Genomic DNA, 23,410 nt, shown 5'->3' on the forward strand with positions numbered 1-23,410 from the left:
GAACTGCATAAGCTGCATGAACTAAGCAACTGCATGAAGGAACCCGGCCTGTGGTTCGCATTGGATTGATCTCCGACACCCATGGCCTCCTGAGGCCGGAAGCCCTCGCGTTCCTGCGCGGATGCGATCACATCATCCATGCCGGGGACATCTGCGAGCCGGGCGTCCTCGAAGCGCTGGCAACGCTGGCGCCGGTGACGGCGGTGCGCGGCAACAATGACCGGGGCGCCTGGGCCGACGCCCTGCCCGTCTCGACATGGCTGAACATCGGCGAAGTCACGATCCATGTGATCCACGATCTTGCCGAGCTGGACACCGACCCGGCCGCAGCGGGTGTGCAGGTGGTCGTGTCGGGCCATTCGCACCAGCCCCTGATCGAGGAGCGCGAAGGCGTGTTGTTCGTGAATCCCGGCAGCGCCGGTCCGCGCCGCTTCAAACTCCCGATCACCCTTGCCGAACTCCAGATCGACGGCCCTGCCATCAACCCGCGCATAGAAAAGATTCAGGCAGAGATTCAGGCCGTCGAGACAGGCTGAAGGCGCCCTTTAGCTATTAAATCAATAGCTGCTTGCGCCCGTCCTATCTGCCCTGGAGGCCGATTTCTCTTGAGAAAATCGAAACCCGATTCTGCAGCATCAAGCCGCAATACGCTGCGCCAGTGCCACCAGCGCGCGGTCAGAGCCCGCCGGCCCCAGCAGCGACAGGCCCAGCGGCGCGCCTTCACGCTGGGCCAGAGGCATCGACAGCTGCGGGAAACCACTCAAGCCGGCGATGCACAGCAGCCGGATGGCGCGGTTGCGGTAGTCCTCCAGCCCGGCCTCGCCTTCACTGCGCAACGGCGCAATGTCGGGCATGGTCGGCATCAGCAATACGCCGTCGCTGCCAAGCAGCGCGGCCAGGTGACTGCGAAAGGCCGCGCGAAAAGCACGGCCCGCACCGACCTGCGCATCCGTCACATCACGCGACCAGGCAAAGCGCTCGGCCACGCCCGGGCCCAGCGGCGGCGCGTAGCGCTCAATCAGCGGCCCATCGGTCAGCCAGGCCTCGTGCGCCTGTACGTACCGGAAGTTCCAGTACATCGCATCGAAAGACTCCAGCGCCACGGTGGTGCCCTGCGCAGTGCCGAGCACGCCCTGCACCCGTTCGGCAGCGCCCTGCAACGCAGCGGCTGCCGCCGGCACGGCCAGCGACCACACGTCTTCAGGATGCAACAGCCGCACGCGACCTGGCAGCGCGGCGGCATCGGGGCCAAGCAACACGTCGGCCACCCGTGCGAAGGTGTGAATATCGCGCGCGAACCAGCCGCAGGTGTCCAGGCTGGGCGCCAGGTCCAGCGCGCCCTCCAGGCTGATGCGGCCATGCGTTGGGCGCAGCCCATACAACCCGCAGTGATTGGCCGGCGCCCGCACGGAGCCGCCGGTGTCCGTGCCCAGCGCGAAATCGCACAGGCCCGAAGACACCGCCGAGGCCGAGCCTGATGAACTGCCGCCGGTGATGCGGTCTTTGGCGGCGCCGTTGAGGGGGGCGCCGAAGTGCGCGTTATTGCCGTTCATCGAAAAGGCCAGCTCATCCGTGACCGTCTTGCCGGAAAACCGCGCGCCTGCATCGAGCAGCCGCTGCACGGTGGGCGCGGTATGCGTCTTGATGCCGGACATCGCCAGCACGAAAGGGCTGCCGCCGCCTGTGGGATAGCCCGCCACATCGAACAGGTCCTTCACGCCGAAGCTGAGATCCGACAGCGGGCCGGTGGCAGCACGCGGCACCGGCGTGTCGGGGTAGGGAACGAAGGCGTGGGCGGGGTCGTGCAGGGGCATAGGGTGAAGGGCCGTGATCAGGCAACCAGGGTGGGCGCAATCGCCGCGGCGACGTCGGTGTGGATGCAGCGCGCACGGTGGTTAGGCGCCAGCTCGACCACCGGCGGCTGCGCGGCGCGGCAGGCCTCAGTGGCCAATGCGCAGCGCTCGGCAAAGGCACAGCCGGGCGGCAGCGCCGACAAATCGGGCGGCGCGCCGCCTATGGTTTCCAGCCGGGTGCCGCGTGCCAGCGCGCCGTGCACACGGCTCTTGAGCAGCGCGATCGTGTAGGGATGGCGCGGTGAGCGGATCAGCTCGCGCGCCGTGCCTTCTTCGACAATGCGGCCCGCGTACATCACGGCGATGCGGTCGGCCACCTCGACGGCCGCGCCGATATCGTGCGTCACGAAGATCACCGACAGGCCCAGGTCACGCTGCAATTCGCGCAGCAGCAGCAAAATCTGGATCTGCACGGTCGCGTCGAGCGCGGTGGTCGGCTCGTCGGCCAGCAGGAGTTGTGGCTTGCAGGCCAGCGCCAGCGCGATCATCGCGCGCTGGCGCATGCCGCCCGACATCTCGTGCGGATAGGCCGCAAGGCGCCGCTCGGGGCTGGGAATGCGCACGCGCTCGAACAGCGCCAGCGCGCGCTGGTGCGCTTCGGCCTTGCCCACACGCTCATGCCGGCGTATCGACTCCATGATCTGGGCCCCCACCGAATAGACCGGGTCCAGCGCCAGCAGCGGCTCCTGGAAGATCATCGAGACGACCTTGCCGCGGAAGTCGTCGAGCTCGCCGGTTGACATGGCGAGCACATCACGCCCGGCCACCTGCACCTGGCCGCCCATGCGGGTGCGGCGCTCGGGGTGCAGGCGCAGCAGGGTGCGCATGGTCACGCTCTTGCCAGAACCGGATTCGCCGATCAGCGCGACCACCTCGCCGCGCTGCACCTCCAGGCTCACGCCGCTCACGGCCTGCACGGGCTTGCGCCCGCCGCTGAATGTCACGCTGAGGTCCTTCAGGCGGACCATCGGCTCGCAAGAGGAAGGAAAAGGGGAAGAGGAAGAAGAGGCGTTCGCAGTCATGGGGTCACGCCGCCCTGGCCAGCGGTGCAGCATCCGGATGTCCACTGCCGGGTTCATGAATCAGGCAACTCGCGGCGTGCTGTGCGCCGGTGGCGATGCGCACCGGCACCACCTGGCTGCACACCGGCGCGGCCAGCGCACAGCGCGGGTGAAAGCGGCAGCCCGAGGGCGGGTTGATCGGATTCGGCGGGTCACCGGCCAGCGCCGCTTCTTCGGTGCGGTGGTCCGGGTCCATTGAGGGCATCGACGACAGCAGCGCGCGTGTGTAGGGATGGGCCGGCGCGTCGTACAGTGCATCGGCCGGGCCGATTTCTGCAACCTGGCCGAGGTACATCACCATCACGCGGTCGCTCACGTAGCGCACCACATTGAGATCGTGGCTGATAAAGACATAGGTCAGGCCGAACTCGGCCTTCAGGTCGAGCAACAGGTTGATGACCTGCGCCTCGACCGACTTGTCGAGCGCCGACACCGCTTCATCAAGAATCACCATGCGCGGCTGCAGCGCCAGCGCACGCGCAATATTGACGCGCTGGCGCTGCCCGCCCGACAACTCGTGCGGGTAGCGCTCGGCAAAACGTTGCGGCTCCAGGCCCACGCGCGCCAGCAGGTCGCGCGCCCGCGCAACCGCCTCGCGCCTGGGCACGTTGTGCACCTGCGGGCCGAAGGCAATCGAGTCTTCGATCGTGAGCCGCGGGTTAAGCGAAGCGTAGCTGTCCTGGAAGACCATCTGCACCTGGCGCCGGAACTCCTTGAGCGGCAGGTCGCGGCCGCCGACGGTGCGCCCGTCGAAGACGACCTCGCCGGCGGTAGGCGCGATCAGCTGCATCAACAACCGCGCCGTGGTCGACTTGCCGCAGCCTGACTCGCCGACAACCCCCAGCGTCTCACCTTTGAACACTTCGAAATCAATACCGTCGACGGCGCGCACCACACCGCCGCCACGGCCCAGCGGATCCTTCTTGAGCGGGAAGTGCTTGACCAGCCCGGAAATCGTGAGCAAGGGTTGCGCGGGGCCTCCGACGTCGTTCATTGCGTCCATGGTTTCAGCCCTTGTTGTCCATGGCGGAGCGCAAGCCGTCGGACAGGATGTTGAATGAGATGGAGGTGATGAAGATCATCGCCCCGGGCAGTGCCGCGACCCAGGGCTGCACGTAGATCGCGGTGCGCAGCGTGTTGAGCATCAGGCCCCACTCCGGCTCAGGCGGTTTCACGCCGAGCCCAAGGAAAGACAGGCCCGAGGCGAGGATCATGGAGACCGCGATCAGGCTGGTGGCGTAAACAAAAATCGGCCCCAGCACATTACCCAGAACATGCACCCGCACGATGGTGAAAGGGCCGGCACCCGAGGCCCTGGCCGCCTCCACATAGTCGCGGTTACGCACCTGCGTGGTCACGCTTTCGGCCACCCGCGCAATCTGCGGAATAAACACGATGGTCAGCGAAATCAGGGAGTTGACGATGCCCGCGCCCAGCACGCCGGACAGTGCAATGGCCAGCAACACTGACGGAAAGGCATAAAACACATCGATGGTGCGCATGATGGCGGTGTTGATGAATCCGCCTGCGTAGCCGGCCAGGATGCCGATCGTCGAGCCGACGGCAAAGGCACAGACCACGGGCGTGATGCCGATGAAAAGCGAGAGCCGTGCGCCCACGATCAGGCGCGACAGCATGTCGCGGCCGAGTTCGTCACTGCCCAGCGGCAGGCCTTCGGTGCCGATCGGCTTGAGCCGCTTGAGCATTGACGAGGCGTAGGGATCTGCCGGCGCGAGCCATGGGCCGAACACCGCCAGGCCGATCAGCAGCAGCACCACAAAAGCAGCGGCCATTGCGACCGGGTCGCGCGTGAAGCGCAGCATGGCCGAGGTCCAGTAGCCGCGAGAACGCTGCATGGGCAGCGGCTTCACATCGACGGCAGCAGTGGAGGCGCTGGATGCGCTGGAAGTGGCGGTCACGGTGCTCATGGTCATGCCCTGGCGATGCGGGGGTCCAGCAACGTTTGCAGCACATCGACCAGCAGGTTCAGCACCACGAAGAACAGCGCCAGCACCAGAATCGTCCCTTGCAGGAGCGGCAGGTCGCGCTGGAAGATGGCGGAGTTCAGAAGAAAGCCGGTGCCCGGCCAGGAAAACACGGTCTCGATCAGGATGGAGCCGCCCAGCAGGTAACCCAGTTGCAGGCCCATCACGGCCAGCGCCGTGGGGGCGGCGTTTTTCACCATGTGGCGGAACACGCCGAAGTGCGTGAGGCCCTTGGCGCGCAGGCCGACGATGAATTCCTGGTCAAGAATGTCGGCCACCAGCGCACGCACCGTGCGCGCGATGATGCCCATCGGGATCACCGACATCGTGATCGCCGGCAGGACCAGGAACTGGATGTGCTCCCAGTCCCAGGCCCAGTCGCTCGAGCCACCCGGGCCGGCGCCTGTGGCCGGCAACAGCATCAGCTGTGAACTGAAGACGATCACCATCACCATGCCCAGCCAGTAGTGCGGCACACTCACGCCCAGCACCGACAGCATCGAGGCCAGCCGGTCGACCCAGGAGTTGCGGAAGTAGCCGGCCACAAAACCAAACAGGCAGCCCAGCACAAAACCAATGAAAGTGGCCACCACCGCCAGGCGCAGCGTATTGCCGACCGCGGTCATGACCTCGCCGGCAACCGCCCGGTTGCTCGCGATCGACACGCCCAGGTCGCCGTGCATGGCGCGCCATACCCACATCGCGAACTGCTCGGGCAGCGAGCGGTTAAAGCCGTAGAGCTCGCGCAGTTGCGCCTGCAGGTCGGCCGACGCGTCCGGCGGCAGGATGGACACCAGCGGATCGCCGGGCGCGAGATGCACCAGAAGAAAACACACGAGTGCCACGCCGACCATGATCGGCAAGGCGTAGATAACACGACGCAGGAAGTAGGCAAGCATGGGCTGGCGTTGAAAGCTGGCTCGAATAAGGAACGAGAGAACGGGAAAGCGAAAAAACGAGGAAGCGAGAGCGATAAAAGAAGCCCTTCCTCAGCGGAGAAAGGGCTTTTCCACCGTGATCAGTCCATCGTCATGGTGGCAATGTCGATGAACCAGCTCTTGGGCTGCACCACGTTCTTGATCCTGGCCGACAGCGCACGCGGACCGACGTCGTGCGCAATCCAGACAAAGGGGGCGTCGTCCACGATGTGGGCGTGCAGCTTGGCCAGCGCGGCGTCGCGCGACTTCTCGTCGAAGCTGGTACGCGCATCGGCCACCAGCTTGTCGATATCGGCGTTGCCGTAGTAGCCCCAGTTGTTGGACACCGGCGGGAAGGCCTTGGTGCTCACGAAACGCACCATGGCAAAGAACGGGTCCATCGCCGCGAAACTGATGTTGACCGCATTGGCGCCATTGGCCGACGGGTCTTTCGCGCCCTTGCGCCAGTTGGTGAACAGCGTGTTCCACTCGATCACGTCGAACTGCACGTCAAAAAAGCATTGCTTGAGCGACTGCTGCGCAAACTCGTTCATCGGCAGCGGCTGCATCTGGCCCGAGCCTGAGGCGGAAATCTGCACCTTGACCTTGAGCGGCTTGGCGGCCGAAAAACCCGCCTGCGTCATCAGCGCCTGGGCAGCCTTCACGTCGTACTTGATGTCGAACTTGGGGTTGCCCCACCATGGGTGTCCGGGCGCCACCGTGCCCTTGGGTTCGGCCATCATGCCGCCCAGCAGTTGCTTGATGCCCCCGCGATCCACGCAAAGGTTGGCCGCCTGGCGCACGCGCTTGTCGAGCCAGGGCGAGCCTTCGGCGAATGACAGCTGCCACGGCCACACGTGCGGCTGGGCGTTGGAATAGATCTTGAAGCCGCGCTGCGTGATCTGCGCCATCGCATCAGGTGCGGGAGCCTCGATCCAGTCGACCTGCCCGCCCAGCAGCGCCGCGGTGCGCGCATTGGCTTCGGGCATGGGCAGCATCACGACCTTGTCGATCCTGGGCACGCGTTTGGCGTCCCAGTAGGCCTTGTTGGCAGCCAGCTCAAGGCGCTCACGCGCCACGAAGCGCGTGACCTTGAAGGGGCCGGAGCCGGCCGGATCGGCGGCGAAAGCCGTCCAGGCCGCCTTGGCCCGGTCAGCGGGTACGGTGACGCTGGCCGGCACGGCCGCGAGCTTGGCGGACCAATGCGCCGGCGAGGCCATGAACAGATTCGTGAGGTTGATCGGCAGGAAGGAGTCGGCCTCGCTCGTGGTCAGCTCGACCGTCATGTCGTCGATCTTGCGGGCGGTGCGCAGGGTCGGCATGCGCGAGGCGGTCACACCGACCTGGCTGGGGTCGAACTGCGAGGCGTCCTTGTCGAGCACCTTCTGCACGTTCCAGATCACGGCATCGGCATTAAAGGCTGAACCGTCGTGGAACTTGACGCCGGGGCGCAGCTTGAAGACCCACTTGGTCTTGTCCTTGGCATCAACGGCCCAGGAGGTTGCAAGCGCGGGAATCAGCACGCTCGGCGCGTCGGCCTTCGAGAGATCCCATTGGGTCAGCGAGTCGTAAATCGGGATGCCGGTAAAACGGTTGCCTTCAAAGCCCTGGTCGGGCTGGCCCAGGGTGCGCGGAATGTCGGCCGCCGTCATGGCGATGCGCAGTACTTTTTCCTGTGCGTGCAGGCCGGTGGCAGCCAGCGAGGCGGCGGCAAGCAGGGCCATGGACACCGGCGCGCGCAGCCAGACCAGAGACAGACGGGACCCGATAACTTTCATGGAGCACTCCTGTAAATATGGATATGCCCGCAAGGAATATGCCAATGGTTTGAGCGCCGATGCTTGCAAGGTGAGCTCTGTCACAGTGCATGCATCACTGCCTTGGTGCATCGCTTCAAAATCTCGCGAACCGTCTCGCGTGGCATGGCATTCGTGGGGGGATGGCAACTGTTTGTAAACTGTTCCCGTCCACAGCAAGGGAACCCGTCCTGCTCTGGCGCTGCTTTTGGTGGTTCTTTCCCCTCACCCCTTTCACCGGCTTTTTCTTCCATGCTTCTCAAAGACCTCCCCGAGGACGCCCGCCCCCGCGAAAAACTGCTGGCCCGCGGCCCCGGCGCGCTCAGTGATGCCGAACTGCTGGCCCTGCTGCTGCGCACCGGCCTGCCCGGCAAGAATGCGCTGCAGATGGGGCAGGAGCTGGTCGACACCTTTGGCGGCGTTGCCGGGCTGCTGCACACCGGCCACGAAGCCCTCAAAAGCATCAAGGGCCTGGGCCCGGCCAAGCGCGCCGAACTGGTGGCGGTGCTGGAGCTTGCCCGGCGGGCGCTTGCCGAAAAGCTACGTGAAAAAACGCTCTTTGACACGCCGCAGGCGGTACGCGACTATTTGCAGCTGCAGCTCGGCAGCCGGCCGCACGAGATTTTTGCGGTGCTGTTTCTCGACAGCCAGCACCGGCTGATCGTTCTTGAAGAGCTGTTTCGCGGCACGCTGACGCAAACGTCCGTCTACCCGCGCGAGGTGGTAGTGCGCGCCCTGGCGCTCAACGCCGCCAGCGTGGTGCTGGCCCACAACCACCCCAGCGGCACCGCCAGACCTTCACGCGCCGACGAGGCGCTGACGCAAACGCTCAAGTCAGCCCTCGCGCTGGTCGATGTGCGCGTGCTGGACCATTTTGTGGTGACGAGCTCCCAGGCGGTGTCGATGGCCGAGCTGGGCTTGCTGTAAGGTGCAACCATGAAAGCGCCCGCACTCAAAAGCCTGCAGGACCTCAAGGCCGTCAAGCGGGACATTGAAGCCCGCGCGAAGCTTGAGAAAGAACAGGAAGCCGCGCGTGTGGCAGCAGCCGCCAAAGCCAAAGCCGAGAAAGAACTCTTTTCGCGCGCGGTCGGCCCCGTCAAGGCCCTGCCGGCCAAACACCTGCCGGGCCACAAGGCGGCATTGCCGGTGGCGCAAGCCGCACCCATCGCTGTACAACAGCAGCGCGATGAACTCGCGGTGATGCGTGAAGCCATCTCGGACGAGTTCGATGTGGAAACGTTGCTGGACACGGATGAAGCACTGAGCTTCAGGCGGCCCGGCATGGGGCCTGACGTGGTGCGCAAGCTGCGCCGCGGCGGCTGGAGCATCCAGGGCCAGCTTGACCTGCATGGACTGCGCCGCGAGGATGCGCGTGAAGCGCTGGCTCACTTCATCCGGGATGCGCACAAGGTCGGCTGGCGCTGCGTGCGCGTGGTGCATGGCAAAGGCCTGGGATCGCCGGGCAAGACGCCGGTGCTCAAAGGCAAGGTGCAAAGCTGGCTGATCCAGAAGCAGGAAGTGCTGGCCTTTGTGCAGGCCAGGCCGGCCGAGGGCGGGGCGGGGGCGCTGGTGGTGTTGCTTGAAGGCTAGATATAGGTACACCCCTATCGACACTCACTACGTGTAGTGTCTTTTCCCCTTGCAGGGGACGGCGCCCTGCGGTCCGGCAAAGCCGGTCCCGCGGCGCCCGCTGGAACTTGGGCAAGGTTGGCTGACTCCTCACATTGCTATCAATTCAATAGCTGCTCGCGCATGATGTGATTGGGTGGGAGGCGTATTTGATGTCTGAAATCCACCCAAAAAGGCCTCGAGGGGCTGCTTTTTGTCCGGCGGGCACCAAAAACCTGGTTTGACGCCGTAAAAAGGCTCTTTTTACGAACAGAAAGTGCCTGTAGCCCAATCAGAATCTGCGCGAGCAGCTATATTTTTGATAGCAACCCACACTGCAACCAGCTCCCAGCCCGCCGCCCTCCGATTTAAAGCCCGAACCCCGCCCGCCCGGCAGCGGCGCATTCATAGCCGTGCCTGAACACAAGCTCATACATCGGCAGCGGCACCTTCTTCAATGAGGTCGGGTAGGCAGCGGCCGCCCTGACGCTGTTCGCGTCCAGCCATTCGCCGGCCGGGCAGTCGGCGCCGGCGCGTTCGGCGACCTCCCGGGCGGTGGCGCCTATGCGCAGGTAGGCTGCGCGGCCGGGCTGGCGCGCAGCGTAGGCCATGAGCCCCCTGGCGCGCAGCGCGCGGACCTGGTCGGACATGATGTCGGCCACGTGCTTGAGACGAAAGATGCTGAGAGGACCCATCGCAAAACCCACCGGCAAGGGCGCGCCCGCGTCAGACGCGATGATCACGCCGTCGATTTTCGGCTTGGGGCCAAAGCCGGCGTCAAAAAAGGGCTCCAGCCCGAGGTTGTCGTACACACCGCCGTCGTAGAGGTGGATGCGGGCAAAGCGGTCTTCGGCCGGCCGGGCGTCTTCGCCGGAGGCAAACATCGGCAGGTTCCATTCAAAGCTGTCGGTCGGCAGTACATAAGGGCCGATCAAGCCCGGAAAAGCCGCCGACACGGCCATCGCATCACGCAGCGGCAGTTGCTTCAGGCGCGTGGAACCCAGCATCCAGTCGCGCAGCGCGTCGCCTTCGATGCTGGCGCGTTTGCCGGTTTCGGCCGTGGTGGCATTGACCAGCCAGGTCGGCGAAGCAGGAATATCTTCCATCAATGCGTTGATGCCCCATGTGCTGCCGATGGCCGATGCCAGCACGTTGGCGCGGGACAGCGCGAAGCGCCAGTTGCGCGGGTGCAGCATGGCGCGCATGGCGGCGTTCTGCAGGTCTGTGGTGGTCAGCAGTGTTTTCACGCGCGGCAGCAGCACCTCCAGGCATTCATTGCTGCCGGGCCAGCGCATCCCATTGAGCTGCAGCAAGAGGCCCACCAGCAGGCTGCCGCCCGAAACAGTAGATACCTTGCTGACCCGCTCCAGCGCCTGGTGTTCCGCCAGGAAGCTCAGCACGCCGCAGTGAAACACCATGGCGCGCGTGCCGCCGCCCGAAAGGGCCAGGTAGACCGGCTTCATGCCGCGGCCTTGCAGCGCGCATATAGGGGAAGCGGGCGATGCGCATTGATCACCAGGGGGAAGCCGTGTTGCATGTTTTTTGTGGCGTGGAGGGATAGCAGGCCCGATTCTCCTATGCCTGCCACCCCGATGCCTATGGTGAGTCCGGGGCGGCCGCTGTCGCCAGCGTTTGCAGTCGTTATCCCAGAGCCGGAGTCACCAAGATATCAGAGGCGACCGGTGCAGCCAGGTATCCGCCTGCACCTGGTCCAGGACAAAGTCCGCAACGTCCTGCCTCGCAATGGTTCCTCCGTGAAAACCGGACAGGTCTGTCAGGGTGCGCATCTCGTGCCGCGCTGGCTTGTCGTTCAGCACGGAAGGGCGCACCAGAACCCAGTCCAGCCCGCTGGCGCGGACGGCAGCCTCCTGCCGGTTCTTGTCGGCGTAGACCTTGCGCAACAGAACGGGATGGATCAGCCGGTCGAACAGGAACCCGCCATGGCCGGCGCTGTCGCCTGCGCCCATGCCCGTGATGCAGACAAGGCGCGAGACCTGCTCCGCTTTCATGGCGCTCACGAGTGCCCGCGTCGCCGAGGAGAGAACGGTCACCTCGCGCAGCGGGCTGACCGGTGTGCCCAGGGCACTCACGACGGCGTCGCGGCCTCGCAGGGCATCACGCAGCGCACTTTCGTCAAGGGCATCTCCGATGATGATCTCAGCGCCCTTGAGGCCGCTCGCCTTCTGCGGGGAGCGCACGAGCGCGCGAACGTCGAATCCCCGTGCAAGCGCTTCCCTGACGATCAGCCGGCCCGTGCCGCCGGTAGCGCCAAGAACCAGAATCTTCGGGCGAGCCGGCGAGATGCCGGCAGTGTTCAGTGTGTTCATGGTCTGGCCTTTAAAGTTCGCCCTGCGCGAGCAGTTCACGGGTGCGCTTGAGTGTCGAGACGAGCGCGGTTTTGTAGCCTTGCTCGCCGTCCATCCAGGCTTGCTCGGCCTGCTCTTCGGGGCCGCCCGGCGTCTTGCCGCGAAGGCCGAGATAACCGTAGAAGCGCAGCTGGAGCTCTCCGGCTTCGTCTTCGAACAACTCGTTGACGATCGCGCCTTCGCGCGGGCCGGTGGCCTGGAAGAAGGTCACCTTGCTTTCGGGCTCGAACGCGATGATCTCGCGCAGGTCGGCGCCGGCGATGGTGGCTTCGCGGACGATGTGCGTCGCGCTTTCCTCGACGACTTCGCAGCGCGTGCAAAGCGCTGGCGGCAGGAAGCGGCGCGCGTCACGCGCCTTGAGAACCAGGCCGGCCCATGCCTGGGCGCGTGTGAGCTTCACTTCGCCTTGCGGATTGACGGGCACTGTAGCGGTTGAATAAATCATGGTGGTATTCCTTTTCGTGTGGCTTGCTATACCGCTGGCTCTTATGCCGATGCGGATGCGGAGATTTCGGTAGCGAACTCGCGGTAGGACCGCAGCGGGCGCCCGAGCAGCGTCGTCAGCCGCTTGACATCACCCGATTCGGGAACCATCCCCACCGTGAGGAAACGCTCGCTCATGAGGCGCATGTCGTACGCCATCCAGGGCGGCATGAAATTCAGCAGGTTCTTCTCAAAGCCGGCGGTGTCGTCGCCGCCATAGGTGATGGGGCGGTCCAGCACAGTTGACCAGATGGCGGCAACGTCCTCGCCTGTCAGCGTGTCGGGGCCGACGAGGTTGATGCGCTCCAGCGGAAGCGGCTTCGAAGCCTGCTCGCGGCGCAGCAGCTCGATGGCCGCGATCTCGCCGATGTCGCGCGCGTCGATCATGGCCAGGCCCTTGCTGCCAATCGGCATCGGATAGACGCCGTAACCGGTGACCACGTCCTTGACGGTGAGGTCGTTGTTCATGAAGTAGGCGGGGCGCAGGATGGTGGCGGCAAAGCCCATCTCTTCGAGCATCCGCTCGACACCGAATTTGCCCGCGAAGTGGGGAACGTTCAGGTAGCGGTCGCTGTGGATCACGGAGAGATAGACGACGCGCTCGACGCCGGCTTCACGCGCCAGATTGAGCGTGATCAGGGCCTGGGTGAACTCGTCGGGGACCACGGCGTTGAGCAGGAACAGCGTGGACACGCCTTCGAAGGCGCGCCGCAAGGCGGCGACGTCGAGCAGGTCGCCTGGAATGACTTCGACGCCGGCCGGGAAGTTCGCCTTTGCCGGATCGCGGACCAGTGCGCGCACTTTGGCGCCACGCTGGACGAGCTGCTGGATAACCTGGCGGCCGACGTTGCCAGTTGCGCCAGTAATGAGGATGGTCATGAAATTACTCCGTTGTGTGTTGAAGGAGCCTCAATCTTGATTGATCCACCCAGTATCCGATAGCCGTTATATTTAGACACTTCGTCTCACTGGTGGAACATATGGACTTGCTTGCCCTTGCAGACTTCAACCTCGTGGCCCGGCATGGCGGGTTTGGGCGGGCTGCCCGCGAATCAGGGCGCCCCAAGGCGACCCTGTCACGCAGGGTGGCCGACCTGGAGAGCGGCCTCAACCTGCGTCTCTTCGAGCGGGGAGCGCGGGCCCTCAAGCTCACCGAGGAGGGACGCTCGCTGTACGAAAAGACCTCCGTTTTGCTGGCCGAACTCGACGAGACGGTTGCCACGATTACCTCTGGCGGTGAGACGCCGCGAGGCACATTGAGGGTGAGTGCGCCCCTGCTCTTCTCGCAAGCCGCCATGGGCAAGCTCGCCGCCCGGTTCGCGCTGAAGCATCGCGAGGTCCGGCTCGAGGTCATCCCTGAAGATCGCCCGGTCGATATGGTGGAAGAGGGCTACGACCTGGTGATCCGCGTCAACCCCGACCCGGACGAAAACCTGGTGGGGCGGATCTTCCTGAGGGATCGCCTGGTGGTGGTGGCAAGCCCCCAACTCAGCCCACCCACAGGCAAGGCGCCTGTTCCAGTCGTGATGCGGGCAGGCGGGGCAGGAAACCCGAATGAGCCTTGGGAAATGACAGGGCCAGGCGGTGACCAACGGTTTGCCGTGGACCCCGTCCTGCGCCTGTCATCGCTGTTCATGGTCCGTGATGCAGTCCGGGCAAATGTCGGGGCGGCGCGTATTCCCCTTTCGCTGATCTCCCACGATCTCGCAGCCGGAACCCTGGTCCATTGGGGTGACGTGAAGGGGCCTGAGATTGCCCTCTGGGCGCTCTATCCATCACGCCGCCTGCTGAGCGCCCGCGTATCCGCTTTCCTGGACTGCCTGAAGGAAGCCTTTCCCAACGGATCACCGGAGGAGTTGGCGGACTACATCGGGAGATGAGGGTCTGCACAAACGCCCGATTCTCGAGCCTGGCGATCCGGAGCGAGCCGCCATGGATGTGAACGAATGCTCATTTCCGTTGGCCTCAGACCACTGGCGCGTGGAATATGGCGCCGACCTCTTCTTTAGTTGCCAGGGGCATCCGCGCAATGCGTCACATGCCGTTAGAGTCGCCCTACTAAAAACAAAGAGGAGTTATCTGGATGAACGCGCTGCACAGGAAAAAACTTGGCATTGAAGATGGCAATCGGATCGTCCAGAGGGACATCAAGGTGGAAGCCAGTGAAACCCACGTGACGTCGGTGTACTGGTATGACGAAATTGACGGGCAGGGAGATTTTGTGCGCGGCCATGTACTCAGGGAAACCAACTTCATCCAGAAAGACAGGCAACCCGAACCCGCCAAGGCAGCTGAAGCCCCGCGCAATCGCGGTGAGGATCATCCGGATGATTTGTCGGCCAACTCGCTACGGGCGCACATTCGTGAGCGCATGTGGCTTCACAACGTGCTGCCTCACGGCCGGCGCCGATACGCCCTCTAGCGAGTATCAATACCGGCCACAGCCCTTTTCAGCCGGGCGCGAGCAGCTATATTTTTCATAGCATTCGGTGACCCGGCATTGCAACGGGGCGCTGCATCATCACTCGCCCCTGTTGCGCATCCAGTCCGCCGTCTGGAAGAACGACGCATTGAGCCGTGTACGCAGCGCTTCATCGACACCGGTTTCACGCATGGCCTGGTCCATGCACGCCAGCCACTGGTCGCGCTCGGCAATGCCGATCGAGCCCCCGCCGGTTTGCTGCGGCATGTGGCGCATGCGCAGGCGCGGATGGCCGAAGCGGTCGGTGTAGTACTGCGGCCCGCCCAGCCAGCCGCATAAAAACCAGAAGAGGCGCTGGCGGGCGTTGTCCAGGGTGCTGCCGTGCGCGGCGCGCAGGGCTGTGTAACCGGGCTCCAGGTCCATCAGGTCGTAGAAGCGCTCCACCAATGCCTTGACGCGCTCCTCGCCACCTATCCAGGCGTAGGGGGTTTCGAAGGGAGGGTTTCCTGGGGGCTTTTCTTCTATCTGCATCTTTGGATTATCGAATGTTGGGGTTGGGGCTTGATTGAGAAGGGCTTTTTGGGTTGTTGGTGATTCGATGGGCGTGGTCATTGCTGAGGGCGGCTGGCCGGGGGTTGCCCGGCATGCAAGTAACTTTCTTTTGCTTCGCCAAAAGAAAGTCACCAAAGAAAAGGCGACCCTGGTTCCTGCGTCCCCTGCGCTTCGCTCCGGGGCAACCTGTGGTGCTCGGTCCAGCCGGGGTCAAAAACAACTCGCTTCGCTCAAACAAGTTTTTGCCCTGATCCGTCTGGACCTCCGCTCCTCGGCGCATCCACAAGGGCCAATCGGGAGCGGGGACAAATACAAAAAACCAAATCCAATACCAACCAGGACTCGCCACGGCGAGTCCTGGTTTCTTCTGGTATTCCGGGTTCTGTCTTCGGCTGTTGGGTATTTCTTCTCCCCACCCCTTCTGTATGCGCCGAGGAGCGCAGGTCCAGGCGGATCAGGGATCGCGWTTGTCTGAGCGAAGCGAGTTCGAGCGAGACCCCGCCTGGACCGAGCACCGCAGGTTGCCCGGAGCGAAGCGTAGGGTCGCAGACAGCAGGGTCGCCTTTTCTTTTGCTTACTTTTCTTTTGGCGAAGCAAAAGAAAAGTGAGTAGCCGCCGGGCTACCCCCGGCCAGCACCCCTCGGCAAAGACCACGCCCATAAAAACCAACCCAGCCTCAGCAAAGAGGGGAATTGGAAGAGCCGTTACTGAGCCTTCCGCAGCGTCTCCACCACTGGCGTATTCAAAACCGACCTCAACCCCCACCACCCCGCCGCCAGCGCCAGCAAAGCCCCCGCCAGGCTGCCCACCAAAGGCACCGTCCACGACCCGGTCCAGTTGAAGTCAAACACAAACCTCGCCAAGCCCCAGCCCACCGCAAGCGCAACAACAGACGCCAAAAACCCGGCAAGCAAACCAACCCCAGCCAGTTCAGCCCGCTGCACCTGCCGCAGCAGCGAAGCACGCGCACCCACAGCCCGCATGATGGCGAACTCGCGGGCGCGCTCTTCGCGCGTGGCGGTGATGGCGGCGAAGAGCACGACCAAACCTGCGGCCAGGGTAAAGCCGAACAAAAATTCCACCGCGCGTATCACCTGGTCGAGCACGCGCTGCACCTGCGCCAGCGTGCTGCTCATGTCGACATTGGTAATGTTGGGAAACGCCCTGACCAGCGTGTTGTCAAAACTCTGGGGCTGCGGCTGGCCTGGCGCCACAGCGGGGGCTTCGGGGGCACGGAACGCGCTGATGAAGGACACCGGGACATCGGCAGGCAATTGCGCCACCGGGTACATCACAAAGAAATTGACGCGCATGGAACCCCAGTCGACCTTGCGCAGGCTGGTGATCTTCGCTTCACTGAGCTGGCCGCCGATGTCAAAGCGCAATGAGTCGCCGAGCTTGAGACCCAGCGTTTTGGCCAGGCCGTCTTCCACGCTCACGGCGTCTTTTTCGCCGCCCGTCCAGCGCCCGCCGGTGACCTGGTTGTGACCGGGCATGTCGGCACTGTTGGAAAGATTGAACTCGCGGTCCACCAGGCGCTTGGCGCGGTCGTCTTCAAAGTCGTCGGGCGTGACGGCCTTGCCGTTGACCGCCACCAGGCGGCCGCGGATCATGGGGTACCAGTCGAACTTCTTCACACCGCCGTCGCGCAGTGCTTTCTGGAAAGCCTCGCCCTGCTCCGGCTGCACGTTGATGACAAAACGGTTGGGCGCATCGGGCGGCGTCGCCTTGCGCCAGCTGCTGATGAGGTCGGTGCGCAGCAGCACGAGCAGCATCAGGGCCAGCAAGCCGACCGCAAGGGCGCTGGTCTGCACCACGGCATACATGGGCCTGGCAGACAGCTGCCGCGTGGCCAGTACCAGCCAGCGCGGGGCCGTGACTTCGTTGACGCTGGCGCGCAGCAGCTTGACAGCGGCAAAACTGGCCACGGCAAACACCAGCACCGCGCCGGCAAAACCGCCGACCGCGATCAGGCCCAGTTTCAAATCACTGCTGGCGGCGACCAGCAGGGCCGCAAAGCCGGCCACACCCACGCCCAACACCGCCATTGACGCGGGTTTGAGGTTGCCGACGTCGCGGCGAATGACGCGCAGCGGCGGCACCTGTGCCAGCTGCAACACGGGCGGCAGGCCAAAGGCCAGCAGCAGCGTCAGGCCCATGCCCATGCCGAACACGACGGGCCACCAGGTGGCCGCCGGCAACGCGGTTTCAACCAGCCCGGCCAGCAGCAGCACAAAGGCGTAATGCACGGCGAAACCCAGCGCCACGCCAAGCGCGCTGGCCAGCATGCCGGCCACGACAAACTCAAAGGTGTAGGCCAGCGCAATGGTACGCTGGGGCTGGCCCAGCACGCGCAGCATGGCGCAGTCGTCCAGGTGCTTGGTGGCGAAACCGCGCGCGACGATGGCCACCGCCACCGCGCTCAGCAGGGCCGCCAGCAAGGCCACCAGGTTGAGGAATTTCTCGGCGCGGTCCAGCGTCTGCCGCATCTCGGGGCTGCCCGATTCGAGCGACTCCAGCCGCACGCCGCGGATGCCGGACTCTGCACCGGGTTTCTTGATCTCGTCTGCGGCCCATTTCACATAGGCCTTGACGGCCTTGTCGTCGCCGGCCACAGCAAAGCGGTAGTTGGTGCGGCTGGCGGGCTGGATCAGGTTGGTGGCGGCCACGTCGGCCTGATTGATCATCACGCGGGGAGAAAAGCTGATGAACCCGGCGCCGCGGTCGGGCTCCTGCACGATGACGCGGGTGACCTTGAAGCTGGCGTCGCCCATCAACAGGGCCTGACCGAGCTTGAGGCCCAGTGCGTCGAGCAGCGAGGCGTCGGCCCAGGCCGTGCCGGGGGCCGGCACCTCCCGCGTGTCCTCGCCGGGGCCGTCCAGGCTGTCGGCGATTTTCATGCTGCCGCGCAGCGGATAGCCTTCCGGCACCCCCTTGAAAGCCACCAGCTTGCTGGCGCCGCCGTCAGCGTCGGTTGCGCGGCCCATGGTGGGAAAGGTGACGGTGGAAATCGCCTTCAGCCCCAGCGCCTGCGCCTTGGCAATGAAGGCTTCGGGCGTGATGCCGTCGCTGCGGATCACGGCGTCGCCGCCCAGCAGCTGACGGGCATCGCGTTGCAGGCCGCCCTTGAGGCGATCGGCAAAAAAACCGACCGCGGTGAGCGCGGCAACCGCCAGGGTCACCGCGACGATCAGGAGGCGCAGCTCGCCGGCGCGCAGGTCACGCAACAGGGTTTTCCAGCCGAGCTTGAGGAAAAGGGTGTTCATGCGCAGACCATAACGCAAACTCCGCATCCCGGCATCATGGCCGGACTTTGCAAGGGGTTTAGTGAGGGGGTTTAGCGAAGGGTTACGGGGACGCTTTGAAGCCAGGCGCCACCACCACCGGGGCTGGGGCCGAAACCGGAGCGCCCGGCAAGGCATCCAGCCGCTGCTCCAGCGCGCGCAGCACCGGCCCGATGCCGGTACCCGCCTGGATCTGCGGGTTGGAAAAGCCGTCGTCCTTGCCGGCGTCGATTTCGCGCTGCTTGATCACCGGAACGGCACGGGAAAAAGCCTGCTCAAAAGAATGTGTCTTGCGCAACTGCTCGTCAAACATGGCGCGGCCGAAGAACGTGAGCTCAGACAGGCGCCCACAACCGAAAGAAGTGTGGGTGGCGTCGGCCGCCGTCATGACCAGGGTGGTGTCACCGGCCAGCGACTCGATCCAGCCGCCTGAATAGCAGGCCGATATGGCGATAACGCGGTGGCGGATACCGGCGTTGTCGAGCGCCTCGCGCAGCTCGCCGGGACTGAGCGGCGGTACCTGCAGCGGCCAGTGGGAGGCGGCCAGCTTGAAGTCGCTGGCGCCGTGCGACGTCATGTAGACCACCAGCACGTCGTTGTCGCGATCCATGCGCTGGGCCAGCGCGTCGATGGCGCGCTGCAAATTCAGCGTGGTGGCCCAGGGATGGGTTTTCAAGGTGCTGGCATGGTTGACCAGGTGCATCACGCGGCCTTCGGCATCGAAGCGCTCGGCAAGCACGCGGCTGACCATGGTGCTTTCCCGCAGGAACACATCTTCCGCGGCATAAGGGGCAAACACCAGGCCGTAGACGTCGGTGATACCGCGGCGCTGCGGCTCGATGGCGGCCATCGTCTTTTCCATCAGCGCCTGCTGCTCTTCAAAAACCTGCTGGCTCAGCTGCAGGCGGGGCCGGCTGTCTTCGGTGGCCTGGCTCGCGTAGTCCACCCCCCAAGTACGCGCCTCGAATTGCCAGGCGGACACGCCTGTGGTTGCCAGGAAGACCAGCGCAAATACGGCAGTCCGCCAGGTCCATCCGGCGAAACGCACGAAGAGGAAAAGGCTCACGCCAAGCGCCCAGGCCGTCACCGCCGAATAGAACGCCCAGTAAAACCAGGGAGCGGAAAACATCGCCGCTTTGATCCAGCCGTGCGCAATCGCAGCAACCACGCCCTGGGCGACGAACACGTTGGGCAGCGCTGACGCCAGCCACAGCGCGATAAAGGCCGCCACGCCGCGAGGCGGTTGATCATCAGGAATCGGCTCCCCCGCGTCAGGCGCAGGCACAACTGGCGAAGCAGGAAAAGCCCACCACGCCAGGCCAATCCCCAACCCGATGGTCCACCATGTCGACAACCAGGCCTGCAGGTTAAAAACCGCAGGACCTGCAACTTCCAGCCGCATCAATGCAACTTCCGTTGCTGAGACCAGAACCGCAATGCCCAACACTTGCAAGGGCGTCGGCGTTTTCCCCGCCACGCGGACGGGGAGGAAAAACGCAGCACGGAGCCCCTCTGCTATCCAGCGTGATGTGCTCAGCCAGCCGGAGGTATCAGGACGATCGCGGTCCGCCTGGCTCAGCATGGGTGCCGGGATGCCAGGCGAGGTGTGTTGAACGTGGGCGTCGTGCATGGCGGCATCATGCCATGACAGATTCAGGACTCAGCGCCCACCATGCGAGGGTGGGGGCCAGCCAGTTCGGGCTGCAGCTTGAGCCGCTGTGGGTTGGCATAGCAGACAAAGCGCTTGTTGGTGGCGCGGCCGATGGCGCACAGGCCCACTGTCTGCGCGACCTGGTGACCCATCTGCGTGATGCCGCTGCGCGAAACCACAATGGGCACACTCATCTGGGCAGATTTGATGACCATTTCGCTGGTGAGGCGGCCGGTGGTGTAGAAGACTTTGCTTGCTTCGTTTACAGATGGGCTGTCTTGCATTGCCATCCAACCCGCTATGGTGTCTATCGCGTTGTGGCGGCCAACGTCTTCAACAAATAAAAGCATTTCAGGGTCGCCCGCCGTCATCGCAAACAATGCACACGCATGCACCGAGCCGGCGGACTTGTACGTCGTTTCCTTGAGCCGTATGGTGTTGACGAGGGAATACAGCTGGGCCTGGGTGATGTACGCATCTGCGGGCAGCACGATGCCATCGACCTCGTCCATCAGGCCGCCGAACACACTGCCCTGCCCACAACCCGTGGTGACCACGCGGCGCGAAGTCTTCTCCTCAATGTCTTCAATACCGCGGTGTGTCTTGACAGCGGCTGCGCCCACATCCCAGTCGACGGTGATGGATTCGATATCGGCGACGTCCTTGACGAGCCGCTGGTTGCGCAGGTAGCCGAGTACCAGCAACTCGGGATGGGCACCCAGGGTCATGAGCGTGACGAGCTCGCGCTTGTCGACATACACAGTGAGTGCGCGCTCGGCGGGGATGGCGACTTTTTGCGCTTCACCGTATTCGTTGACGGCGTCGACCTCGCACGTCAGGGGCGCCTGGGCCATGGTGAGGCGCGGGAGACGGGGAAGGGTCGGTGTCGAGGCGGTCATGAGGGAAGACTACAACAAAAAAGCCGGCCCCTTGCGGAGTCGGCTTTTGGGAAAGCGAATACGTCCGGGAGTGGGTCAGGACTTCTTGGCGGGATTAACGACCGCATCGGGCTGTTTGGTGCTGGGCGGGCTGGTGGCCGTGCCTGCGGGTGAATGCGCGCCGGCCGCTTCGATCGGCTTGGCTTCAGGCGGGGTGTAGACGAAAGCGCCGGGATCGGCACAAGCGGGCGCTGCAGCAGGCGGCTTCGTCTCTTTGCCGGCGGCCTTGGCCGTTTTGTAATAGCTGGCGGCGACCTTGTCCTGCGACTTGCACAACTGGTAAGCATCGACCTTGCCGCTCCAGGCGGTCTTGGCGGCGGCTTCAGCGGCCTTGGCCTTGGCTTCGTCGCTCAGGGCGGGCAGCTTGGCCAGCGACGCGGCCGATGCGGCGGCCAGCAAGCTCATGATCAGAATTTTTTTCATGGGATTCCTCACTACAACTCTTGTGGCTTATGCCTGCACCGTCTGGCCGGGCGGGTCAACAGGTTTGCTGCGCTGGGCCGGGATGTTGCCGGCCTTGACTTCGTCGTACCAGTATTCGTGGTGCTCACGAGCCCAGGTCTCGTCGACATAGCCGGTCCGCATCGCCTTGTAGGCGCCCTGCATGCCGATGGTGCCGAGGTAAATGTGGCCAAGGAACAAACACATCATGAGCACGGTGGCCACGGCGTGCACCATGTGTGCGACCTGCATCGTCGAGCGCTCATAGATCAGGCCGGGTAGCAGCTTGTCGAGCACAAAGCCCGAAGAAACCACCACGATGCCCAGGAAGAACACACCGCCCCAGAAGATGAGTTTTTCGCCGGCGTTGAAACGGTTCGAAGGCGGTTCTTCGCCGCCAGTGATCAGGCCACCGCCTTTGGCCAGCCAGTGCAGATCGCCCTTTTGCGGCCAGTTGTCGCGCAGGAAGGTCAGGAACACGATCACCAGCGACACCGCGAACAGCGGGCCGGCAAAGTTGTGCATGGTCTTGAGAGTCCAGGTCAGCCAACCGAAGAGCGCTCCACCAATGACGGGCAGCAGGAAGAATTTGCCGAATGCCATGACCAAGCCTGAGACGGCCAGGATGCAGAACGCAATCGCGTTGGACCAATGCGCGGCACGCTCGAAAGGCGTGAATCGTTCGATCTTGCGGCCGGTGTCGACGCCGTGGGTTTTGATCGAACCCTTGCTGAAGTAAAAAATCGCGATGGCCAACAGCACGATCAGGAACAGCGAGCCCCCATAAGGAATGATCCAGTTGTTGCGCACCTGTCGCCAGGCTTCGCCGGCGTTGGTCAGGCGCGAGCCGGGGTACTGCACAAAGGGCTGGATCAGGTTGCCGGCCTCGGGCGCTTCGCTCTTGGGCAGGCTGCTGTAGCCGGTGACGCCCTCGCCCACCTGGCGCCACATGGGCGCGTTGTTGCCCGGTTGCACCTTGGCGCGTTCGCCATTGGTCTGCTTGGCGTAGTTGGGGTCAGCGCTGGCCTCGGGCTTGACCTCAAAGATGTTCTGGCCCTGGATGCCACCGGTGGCGGCGGGAGCGGTGGCCGGCGCGGCGGTGGCCGGCTGGGCCGCAGGCGCTTGCGCACAGGCAAGTCCCGCCAGGCTGGCCGCTATGAAAAATATAGCTGTTCGCGCACGATACATAAGGCCTCCGGTCACTTTTTCGAGCTACCGATCTTGTTGTACTCGTTCTGGCTGTTCTGCGCGCGGGCCTTGAGGCCTTGCTCCCAGCTGGTCTTGTCGCCGGCCTTCCAGCCCGGCGCCGCAAACTGGTTCTGCACGCCCTGATAGGCGGCGCCGTCGCTTTTCACGCCGCTGCCCAGGGTTTGCGGCTTTTCACCGCAGGCCGACAAGGCAGTCACGGTGAGGGTCAAGACAAGAACACGCATCATGATTTGGCTCCTGCGGGCGGCTGGCCGGCCTGTTTGGATCCGTAGGCCGTGCCCCAGCCCCAGACTTCGGCGCCCTTGCCGCGTTGCACCACACGGTTGCGGAAGATGTCGGCGACCACATCACCGTCGCCGGCGAGCAGCGCCTTGGTCGAACACATTTCGGCGCAGGCCGGCAGCTTGCCTTCGGCCAGGCGGTTGCGGCCGTACTTCTCAAACTCGGCCTGGCTGCCGTTGACTTCGGGGCCGCCGGCGCAGAAGGTGCATTTGTCCATCTTGCCGCGCACGCCAAAGGTGCCGGCAGCCGGGAACTGCGGCGCGCCGAAGGGGCAAGCGTATGAGCAGTAGCCGCAGCCGATGCAGACGTCCTTGTCATGCAGCACTACACCCTCTTCCGTGCGGTAAAAGCAGTTGACGGGGCAGACAGCCATGCAGGGTGCGTCGCTGCAATGCATGCAGGCCACCGAGATGGATTTCTCGCCGGGCACACCGTCGTTGAGCGTGACCACGCGTCGGCGGTTGACACCCCACGGGACTTCGTTTTCGTTTTTGCAGGCGGTGACGCAGCCGTTGCATTCGATGCAGCGCTCCGCGTCACAAACAAATTTCATGCGTGCCAT

General features: G+C 64.2%; 23 protein-coding genes. 5 read left to right on the forward strand and 18 right to left on the reverse strand.

Translation table 11 applies throughout. The annotated features are described in order from the left end of the window. Positions 1-50 precede the first annotated feature (50 nt). Positions 51-536 (forward strand): metallophosphoesterase family protein, encoded by a 486-nt coding sequence (locus AC1DYQ_RS05720; RefSeq protein WP_477685979.1) that lies wholly within the window; start codon positions 51-53, stop codon positions 534-536. Positions 537-635: 99 nt separating this feature from the next. On the opposite strand, the gene AC1DYQ_RS05725 is transcribed toward AC1DYQ_RS05720, so the two are convergent. The 6 genes from AC1DYQ_RS05725 to AC1DYQ_RS05750 all read right to left on the reverse strand — a co-directional run bounded on the left by AC1DYQ_RS05725 (position 636) and on the right by AC1DYQ_RS05750 (position 7,540). Further along, on the reverse strand, positions 636-1,814 hold the full coding sequence (locus tag AC1DYQ_RS05725) for an amidase (protein ID WP_477685980.1): 1,179 nt from the start codon (positions 1,812-1,814) through the stop codon (positions 636-638). Positions 1,815-1,831: 17 nt separating this feature from the next. Next, positions 1,832-2,821: an ABC transporter ATP-binding protein gene (locus AC1DYQ_RS05730; protein WP_477686275.1), complete on the reverse strand. Its 990-nt coding sequence runs from the start codon at positions 2,819-2,821 to the stop codon at positions 1,832-1,834. Positions 2,822-2,879: 58 nt separating this feature from the next. Beyond that, positions 2,880-3,917 (reverse strand): ABC transporter ATP-binding protein, encoded by a 1,038-nt coding sequence (locus AC1DYQ_RS05735; protein ID WP_477685981.1) that lies wholly within the window; start codon positions 3,915-3,917, stop codon positions 2,880-2,882. A gap of 4 nt (positions 3,918-3,921) precedes the next feature. Further along, positions 3,922-4,842, reverse strand: a complete 921-nt coding sequence (locus AC1DYQ_RS05740; RefSeq protein WP_477685982.1) for an ABC transporter permease — start codon at positions 4,840-4,842, stop codon at positions 3,922-3,924. A 2-nt stretch (positions 4,843-4,844) separates the two neighbouring features. Further along, positions 4,845-5,798 (reverse strand): ABC transporter permease, encoded by a 954-nt coding sequence (locus tag AC1DYQ_RS05745; RefSeq protein WP_457279581.1) that lies wholly within the window; start codon positions 5,796-5,798, stop codon positions 4,845-4,847. 119 nt (positions 5,799-5,917) lie between these two features. Beyond that, a complete protein-coding gene (locus AC1DYQ_RS05750; protein ID WP_477686276.1) occupies positions 5,918-7,540 on the reverse strand; it encodes an ABC transporter substrate-binding protein in 1,623 nt (540 codons plus the stop codon). 324 nt (positions 7,541-7,864) lie between these two features. On the opposite strand from AC1DYQ_RS05750, the gene radC reads away from it, so the two are divergent. Together radC and AC1DYQ_RS05760 are read left to right on the forward strand one after the other, a co-directional pair. After that, positions 7,865-8,539, forward strand: a complete 675-nt coding sequence (radC, locus tag AC1DYQ_RS05755) for a RadC family protein (RefSeq protein WP_477685983.1) — start codon at positions 7,865-7,867, stop codon at positions 8,537-8,539. Between the two features lie 9 nt (positions 8,540-8,548). After that, positions 8,549-9,202 (forward strand): Smr/MutS family protein, encoded by a 654-nt coding sequence (locus AC1DYQ_RS05760; RefSeq protein WP_477685984.1) that lies wholly within the window; start codon positions 8,549-8,551, stop codon positions 9,200-9,202. Positions 9,203-9,588: 386 nt separating this feature from the next. Here the strand turns inward: AC1DYQ_RS05760 and AC1DYQ_RS05765 are convergent, their stop codons facing one another. The 4 genes from AC1DYQ_RS05765 to AC1DYQ_RS05780 all read right to left on the reverse strand — a co-directional run bounded on the left by AC1DYQ_RS05765 (position 9,589) and on the right by AC1DYQ_RS05780 (position 12,948). Next, entirely contained in the window at positions 9,589-10,683 is a 1,095-nt protein-coding gene (locus tag AC1DYQ_RS05765) for a patatin-like phospholipase family protein (protein ID WP_477685985.1), read from the reverse strand. A gap of 195 nt (positions 10,684-10,878) precedes the next feature. Then, positions 10,879-11,547: an NAD(P)-dependent oxidoreductase gene (locus tag AC1DYQ_RS05770; RefSeq protein WP_477685986.1), complete on the reverse strand. Its 669-nt coding sequence runs from the start codon at positions 11,545-11,547 to the stop codon at positions 10,879-10,881. 10 nt (positions 11,548-11,557) lie between these two features. Continuing rightward, a complete protein-coding gene (locus tag AC1DYQ_RS05775; protein WP_477685987.1) occupies positions 11,558-12,031 on the reverse strand; it encodes an AtaL-like protein in 474 nt (157 codons plus the stop codon). 41 nt (positions 12,032-12,072) lie between these two features. Next, entirely contained in the window at positions 12,073-12,948 is an 876-nt protein-coding gene (locus tag AC1DYQ_RS05780) for an SDR family oxidoreductase (protein WP_477685988.1), read from the reverse strand. Positions 12,949-13,049: 101 nt separating this feature from the next. Between AC1DYQ_RS05780 and AC1DYQ_RS05785 the strand changes: the two genes are divergently transcribed. Together AC1DYQ_RS05785 and AC1DYQ_RS05790 are read left to right on the forward strand one after the other, a co-directional pair. Further along, complete coding sequence (locus AC1DYQ_RS05785) at positions 13,050-13,949, forward strand: LysR family transcriptional regulator (RefSeq protein ID WP_477685989.1); 900 nt, start codon at positions 13,050-13,052, stop codon at positions 13,947-13,949. A gap of 203 nt (positions 13,950-14,152) precedes the next feature. After that, positions 14,153-14,491, forward strand: a complete 339-nt coding sequence (locus tag AC1DYQ_RS05790) for a hypothetical protein (protein WP_477648447.1) — start codon at positions 14,153-14,155, stop codon at positions 14,489-14,491. Between the two features lie 99 nt (positions 14,492-14,590). Here the strand turns inward: AC1DYQ_RS05790 and AC1DYQ_RS05795 are convergent, their stop codons facing one another. From AC1DYQ_RS05795 to fdh3B, 8 genes are all read right to left on the reverse strand, one after another. Next, a complete protein-coding gene (locus AC1DYQ_RS05795; protein WP_477666112.1) occupies positions 14,591-15,022 on the reverse strand; it encodes a group II truncated hemoglobin in 432 nt (143 codons plus the stop codon). Between the two features lie 725 nt (positions 15,023-15,747). Further along, positions 15,748-18,309: an ABC transporter permease gene (locus AC1DYQ_RS05800; RefSeq protein ID WP_477685990.1), complete on the reverse strand. Its 2,562-nt coding sequence runs from the start codon at positions 18,307-18,309 to the stop codon at positions 15,748-15,750. A gap of 82 nt (positions 18,310-18,391) precedes the next feature. After that, positions 18,392-19,957, reverse strand: coding sequence for a C13 family peptidase (locus AC1DYQ_RS05805; protein ID WP_477685991.1), 1,566 nt, complete (start codon positions 19,955-19,957; stop codon positions 18,392-18,394). 23 nt (positions 19,958-19,980) lie between these two features. Next, positions 19,981-20,877: a formate dehydrogenase accessory sulfurtransferase FdhD gene (locus AC1DYQ_RS05810; protein WP_477685992.1), complete on the reverse strand. Its 897-nt coding sequence runs from the start codon at positions 20,875-20,877 to the stop codon at positions 19,981-19,983. Positions 20,878-20,952: 75 nt separating this feature from the next. Next, on the reverse strand, positions 20,953-21,339 hold the full coding sequence (locus AC1DYQ_RS05815) for a hypothetical protein (protein WP_477685993.1): 387 nt from the start codon (positions 21,337-21,339) through the stop codon (positions 20,953-20,955). A 27-nt stretch (positions 21,340-21,366) separates the two neighbouring features. Then, positions 21,367-22,545, reverse strand: a complete 1,179-nt coding sequence (locus tag AC1DYQ_RS05820; RefSeq protein ID WP_477685994.1) for a formate dehydrogenase subunit gamma — start codon at positions 22,543-22,545, stop codon at positions 21,367-21,369. Positions 22,546-22,556: 11 nt separating this feature from the next. Continuing rightward, positions 22,557-22,793 (reverse strand): hypothetical protein, encoded by a 237-nt coding sequence (locus AC1DYQ_RS05825; RefSeq protein WP_477685995.1) that lies wholly within the window; start codon positions 22,791-22,793, stop codon positions 22,557-22,559. Then, complete coding sequence (fdh3B, locus tag AC1DYQ_RS05830; RefSeq protein ID WP_457279598.1) at positions 22,790-23,410, reverse strand: formate dehydrogenase FDH3 subunit beta; 621 nt, start codon at positions 23,408-23,410, stop codon at positions 22,790-22,792. The genes AC1DYQ_RS05825 and fdh3B overlap by 4 nt, the downstream gene beginning before the upstream one ends.

The sequence above is a fragment of the Polaromonas sp. P1_F4 genome (assembly GCF_056405675.1).

Excerpts from the sequence above, each read along its gene's own strand:
- AC1DYQ_RS05775 (WP_477685987.1), bottom strand. The coding sequence starts at position 12,031 with ATGATTTATTCAACCGCTACAGTGCCCGTCAATCCGCAAGGCGAAGTG.
- fdh3B (WP_457279598.1), bottom strand. The coding sequence starts at position 23,410 with ATGGCACGCATGAAATTTGTTTGTGACGCGGAGCGCTGCATCGAATGC.
- AC1DYQ_RS05745 (WP_457279581.1), bottom strand. The coding sequence starts at position 5,798 with ATGCTTGCCTACTTCCTGCGTCGTGTTATCTACGCCTTGCCGATCATG.
- AC1DYQ_RS05780 (WP_477685988.1), bottom strand. The coding sequence starts at position 12,948 with ATGACCATCCTCATTACTGGCGCAACTGGCAACGTCGGCCGCCAGGTT.
- AC1DYQ_RS05770 (WP_477685986.1), bottom strand. The coding sequence starts at position 11,547 with ATGAACACACTGAACACTGCCGGCATCTCGCCGGCTCGCCCGAAGATT.
- AC1DYQ_RS05735 (WP_477685981.1), bottom strand. The coding sequence starts at position 3,917 with ATGGACGCAATGAACGACGTCGGAGGCCCCGCGCAACCCTTGCTCACG.
- radC (WP_477685983.1), top strand. The coding sequence starts at position 7,865 with ATGCTTCTCAAAGACCTCCCCGAGGACGCCCGCCCCCGCGAAAAACTG.
- AC1DYQ_RS05800 (WP_477685990.1), bottom strand. The coding sequence starts at position 18,309 with ATGAACACCCTTTTCCTCAAGCTCGGCTGGAAAACCCTGTTGCGTGAC.
- AC1DYQ_RS05805 (WP_477685991.1), bottom strand. The coding sequence starts at position 19,957 with ATGCACGACGCCCACGTTCAACACACCTCGCCTGGCATCCCGGCACCC.
- AC1DYQ_RS05765 (WP_477685985.1), bottom strand. The coding sequence starts at position 10,683 with ATGAAGCCGGTCTACCTGGCCCTTTCGGGCGGCGGCACGCGCGCCATG.
- AC1DYQ_RS05815 (WP_477685993.1), bottom strand. The coding sequence starts at position 21,339 with ATGAAAAAAATTCTGATCATGAGCTTGCTGGCCGCCGCATCGGCCGCG.
- AC1DYQ_RS05820 (WP_477685994.1), bottom strand. The coding sequence starts at position 22,545 with ATGTATCGTGCGCGAACAGCTATATTTTTCATAGCGGCCAGCCTGGCG.
- AC1DYQ_RS05740 (WP_477685982.1), bottom strand. The coding sequence starts at position 4,842 with ATGAGCACCGTGACCGCCACTTCCAGCGCATCCAGCGCCTCCACTGCT.
- AC1DYQ_RS05810 (WP_477685992.1), bottom strand. The coding sequence starts at position 20,877 with ATGACCGCCTCGACACCGACCCTTCCCCGTCTCCCGCGCCTCACCATG.
- AC1DYQ_RS05795 (WP_477666112.1), bottom strand. The coding sequence starts at position 15,022 with ATGCAGATAGAAGAAAAGCCCCCAGGAAACCCTCCCTTCGAAACCCCC.
- AC1DYQ_RS05750 (WP_477686276.1), bottom strand. The coding sequence starts at position 7,540 with ATGGCCCTGCTTGCCGCCGCCTCGCTGGCTGCCACCGGCCTGCACGCA.
- AC1DYQ_RS05725 (WP_477685980.1), bottom strand. The coding sequence starts at position 1,814 with ATGCCCCTGCACGACCCCGCCCACGCCTTCGTTCCCTACCCCGACACG.
- AC1DYQ_RS05760 (WP_477685984.1), top strand. The coding sequence starts at position 8,549 with ATGAAAGCGCCCGCACTCAAAAGCCTGCAGGACCTCAAGGCCGTCAAG.
- AC1DYQ_RS05825 (WP_477685995.1), bottom strand. The coding sequence starts at position 22,793 with ATGATGCGTGTTCTTGTCTTGACCCTCACCGTGACTGCCTTGTCGGCC.
- AC1DYQ_RS05785 (WP_477685989.1), top strand. The coding sequence starts at position 13,050 with ATGGACTTGCTTGCCCTTGCAGACTTCAACCTCGTGGCCCGGCATGGC.
- AC1DYQ_RS05790 (WP_477648447.1), top strand. The coding sequence starts at position 14,153 with ATGAACGCGCTGCACAGGAAAAAACTTGGCATTGAAGATGGCAATCGG.
- AC1DYQ_RS05730 (WP_477686275.1), bottom strand. The coding sequence starts at position 2,821 with ATGGTCCGCCTGAAGGACCTCAGCGTGACATTCAGCGGCGGGCGCAAG.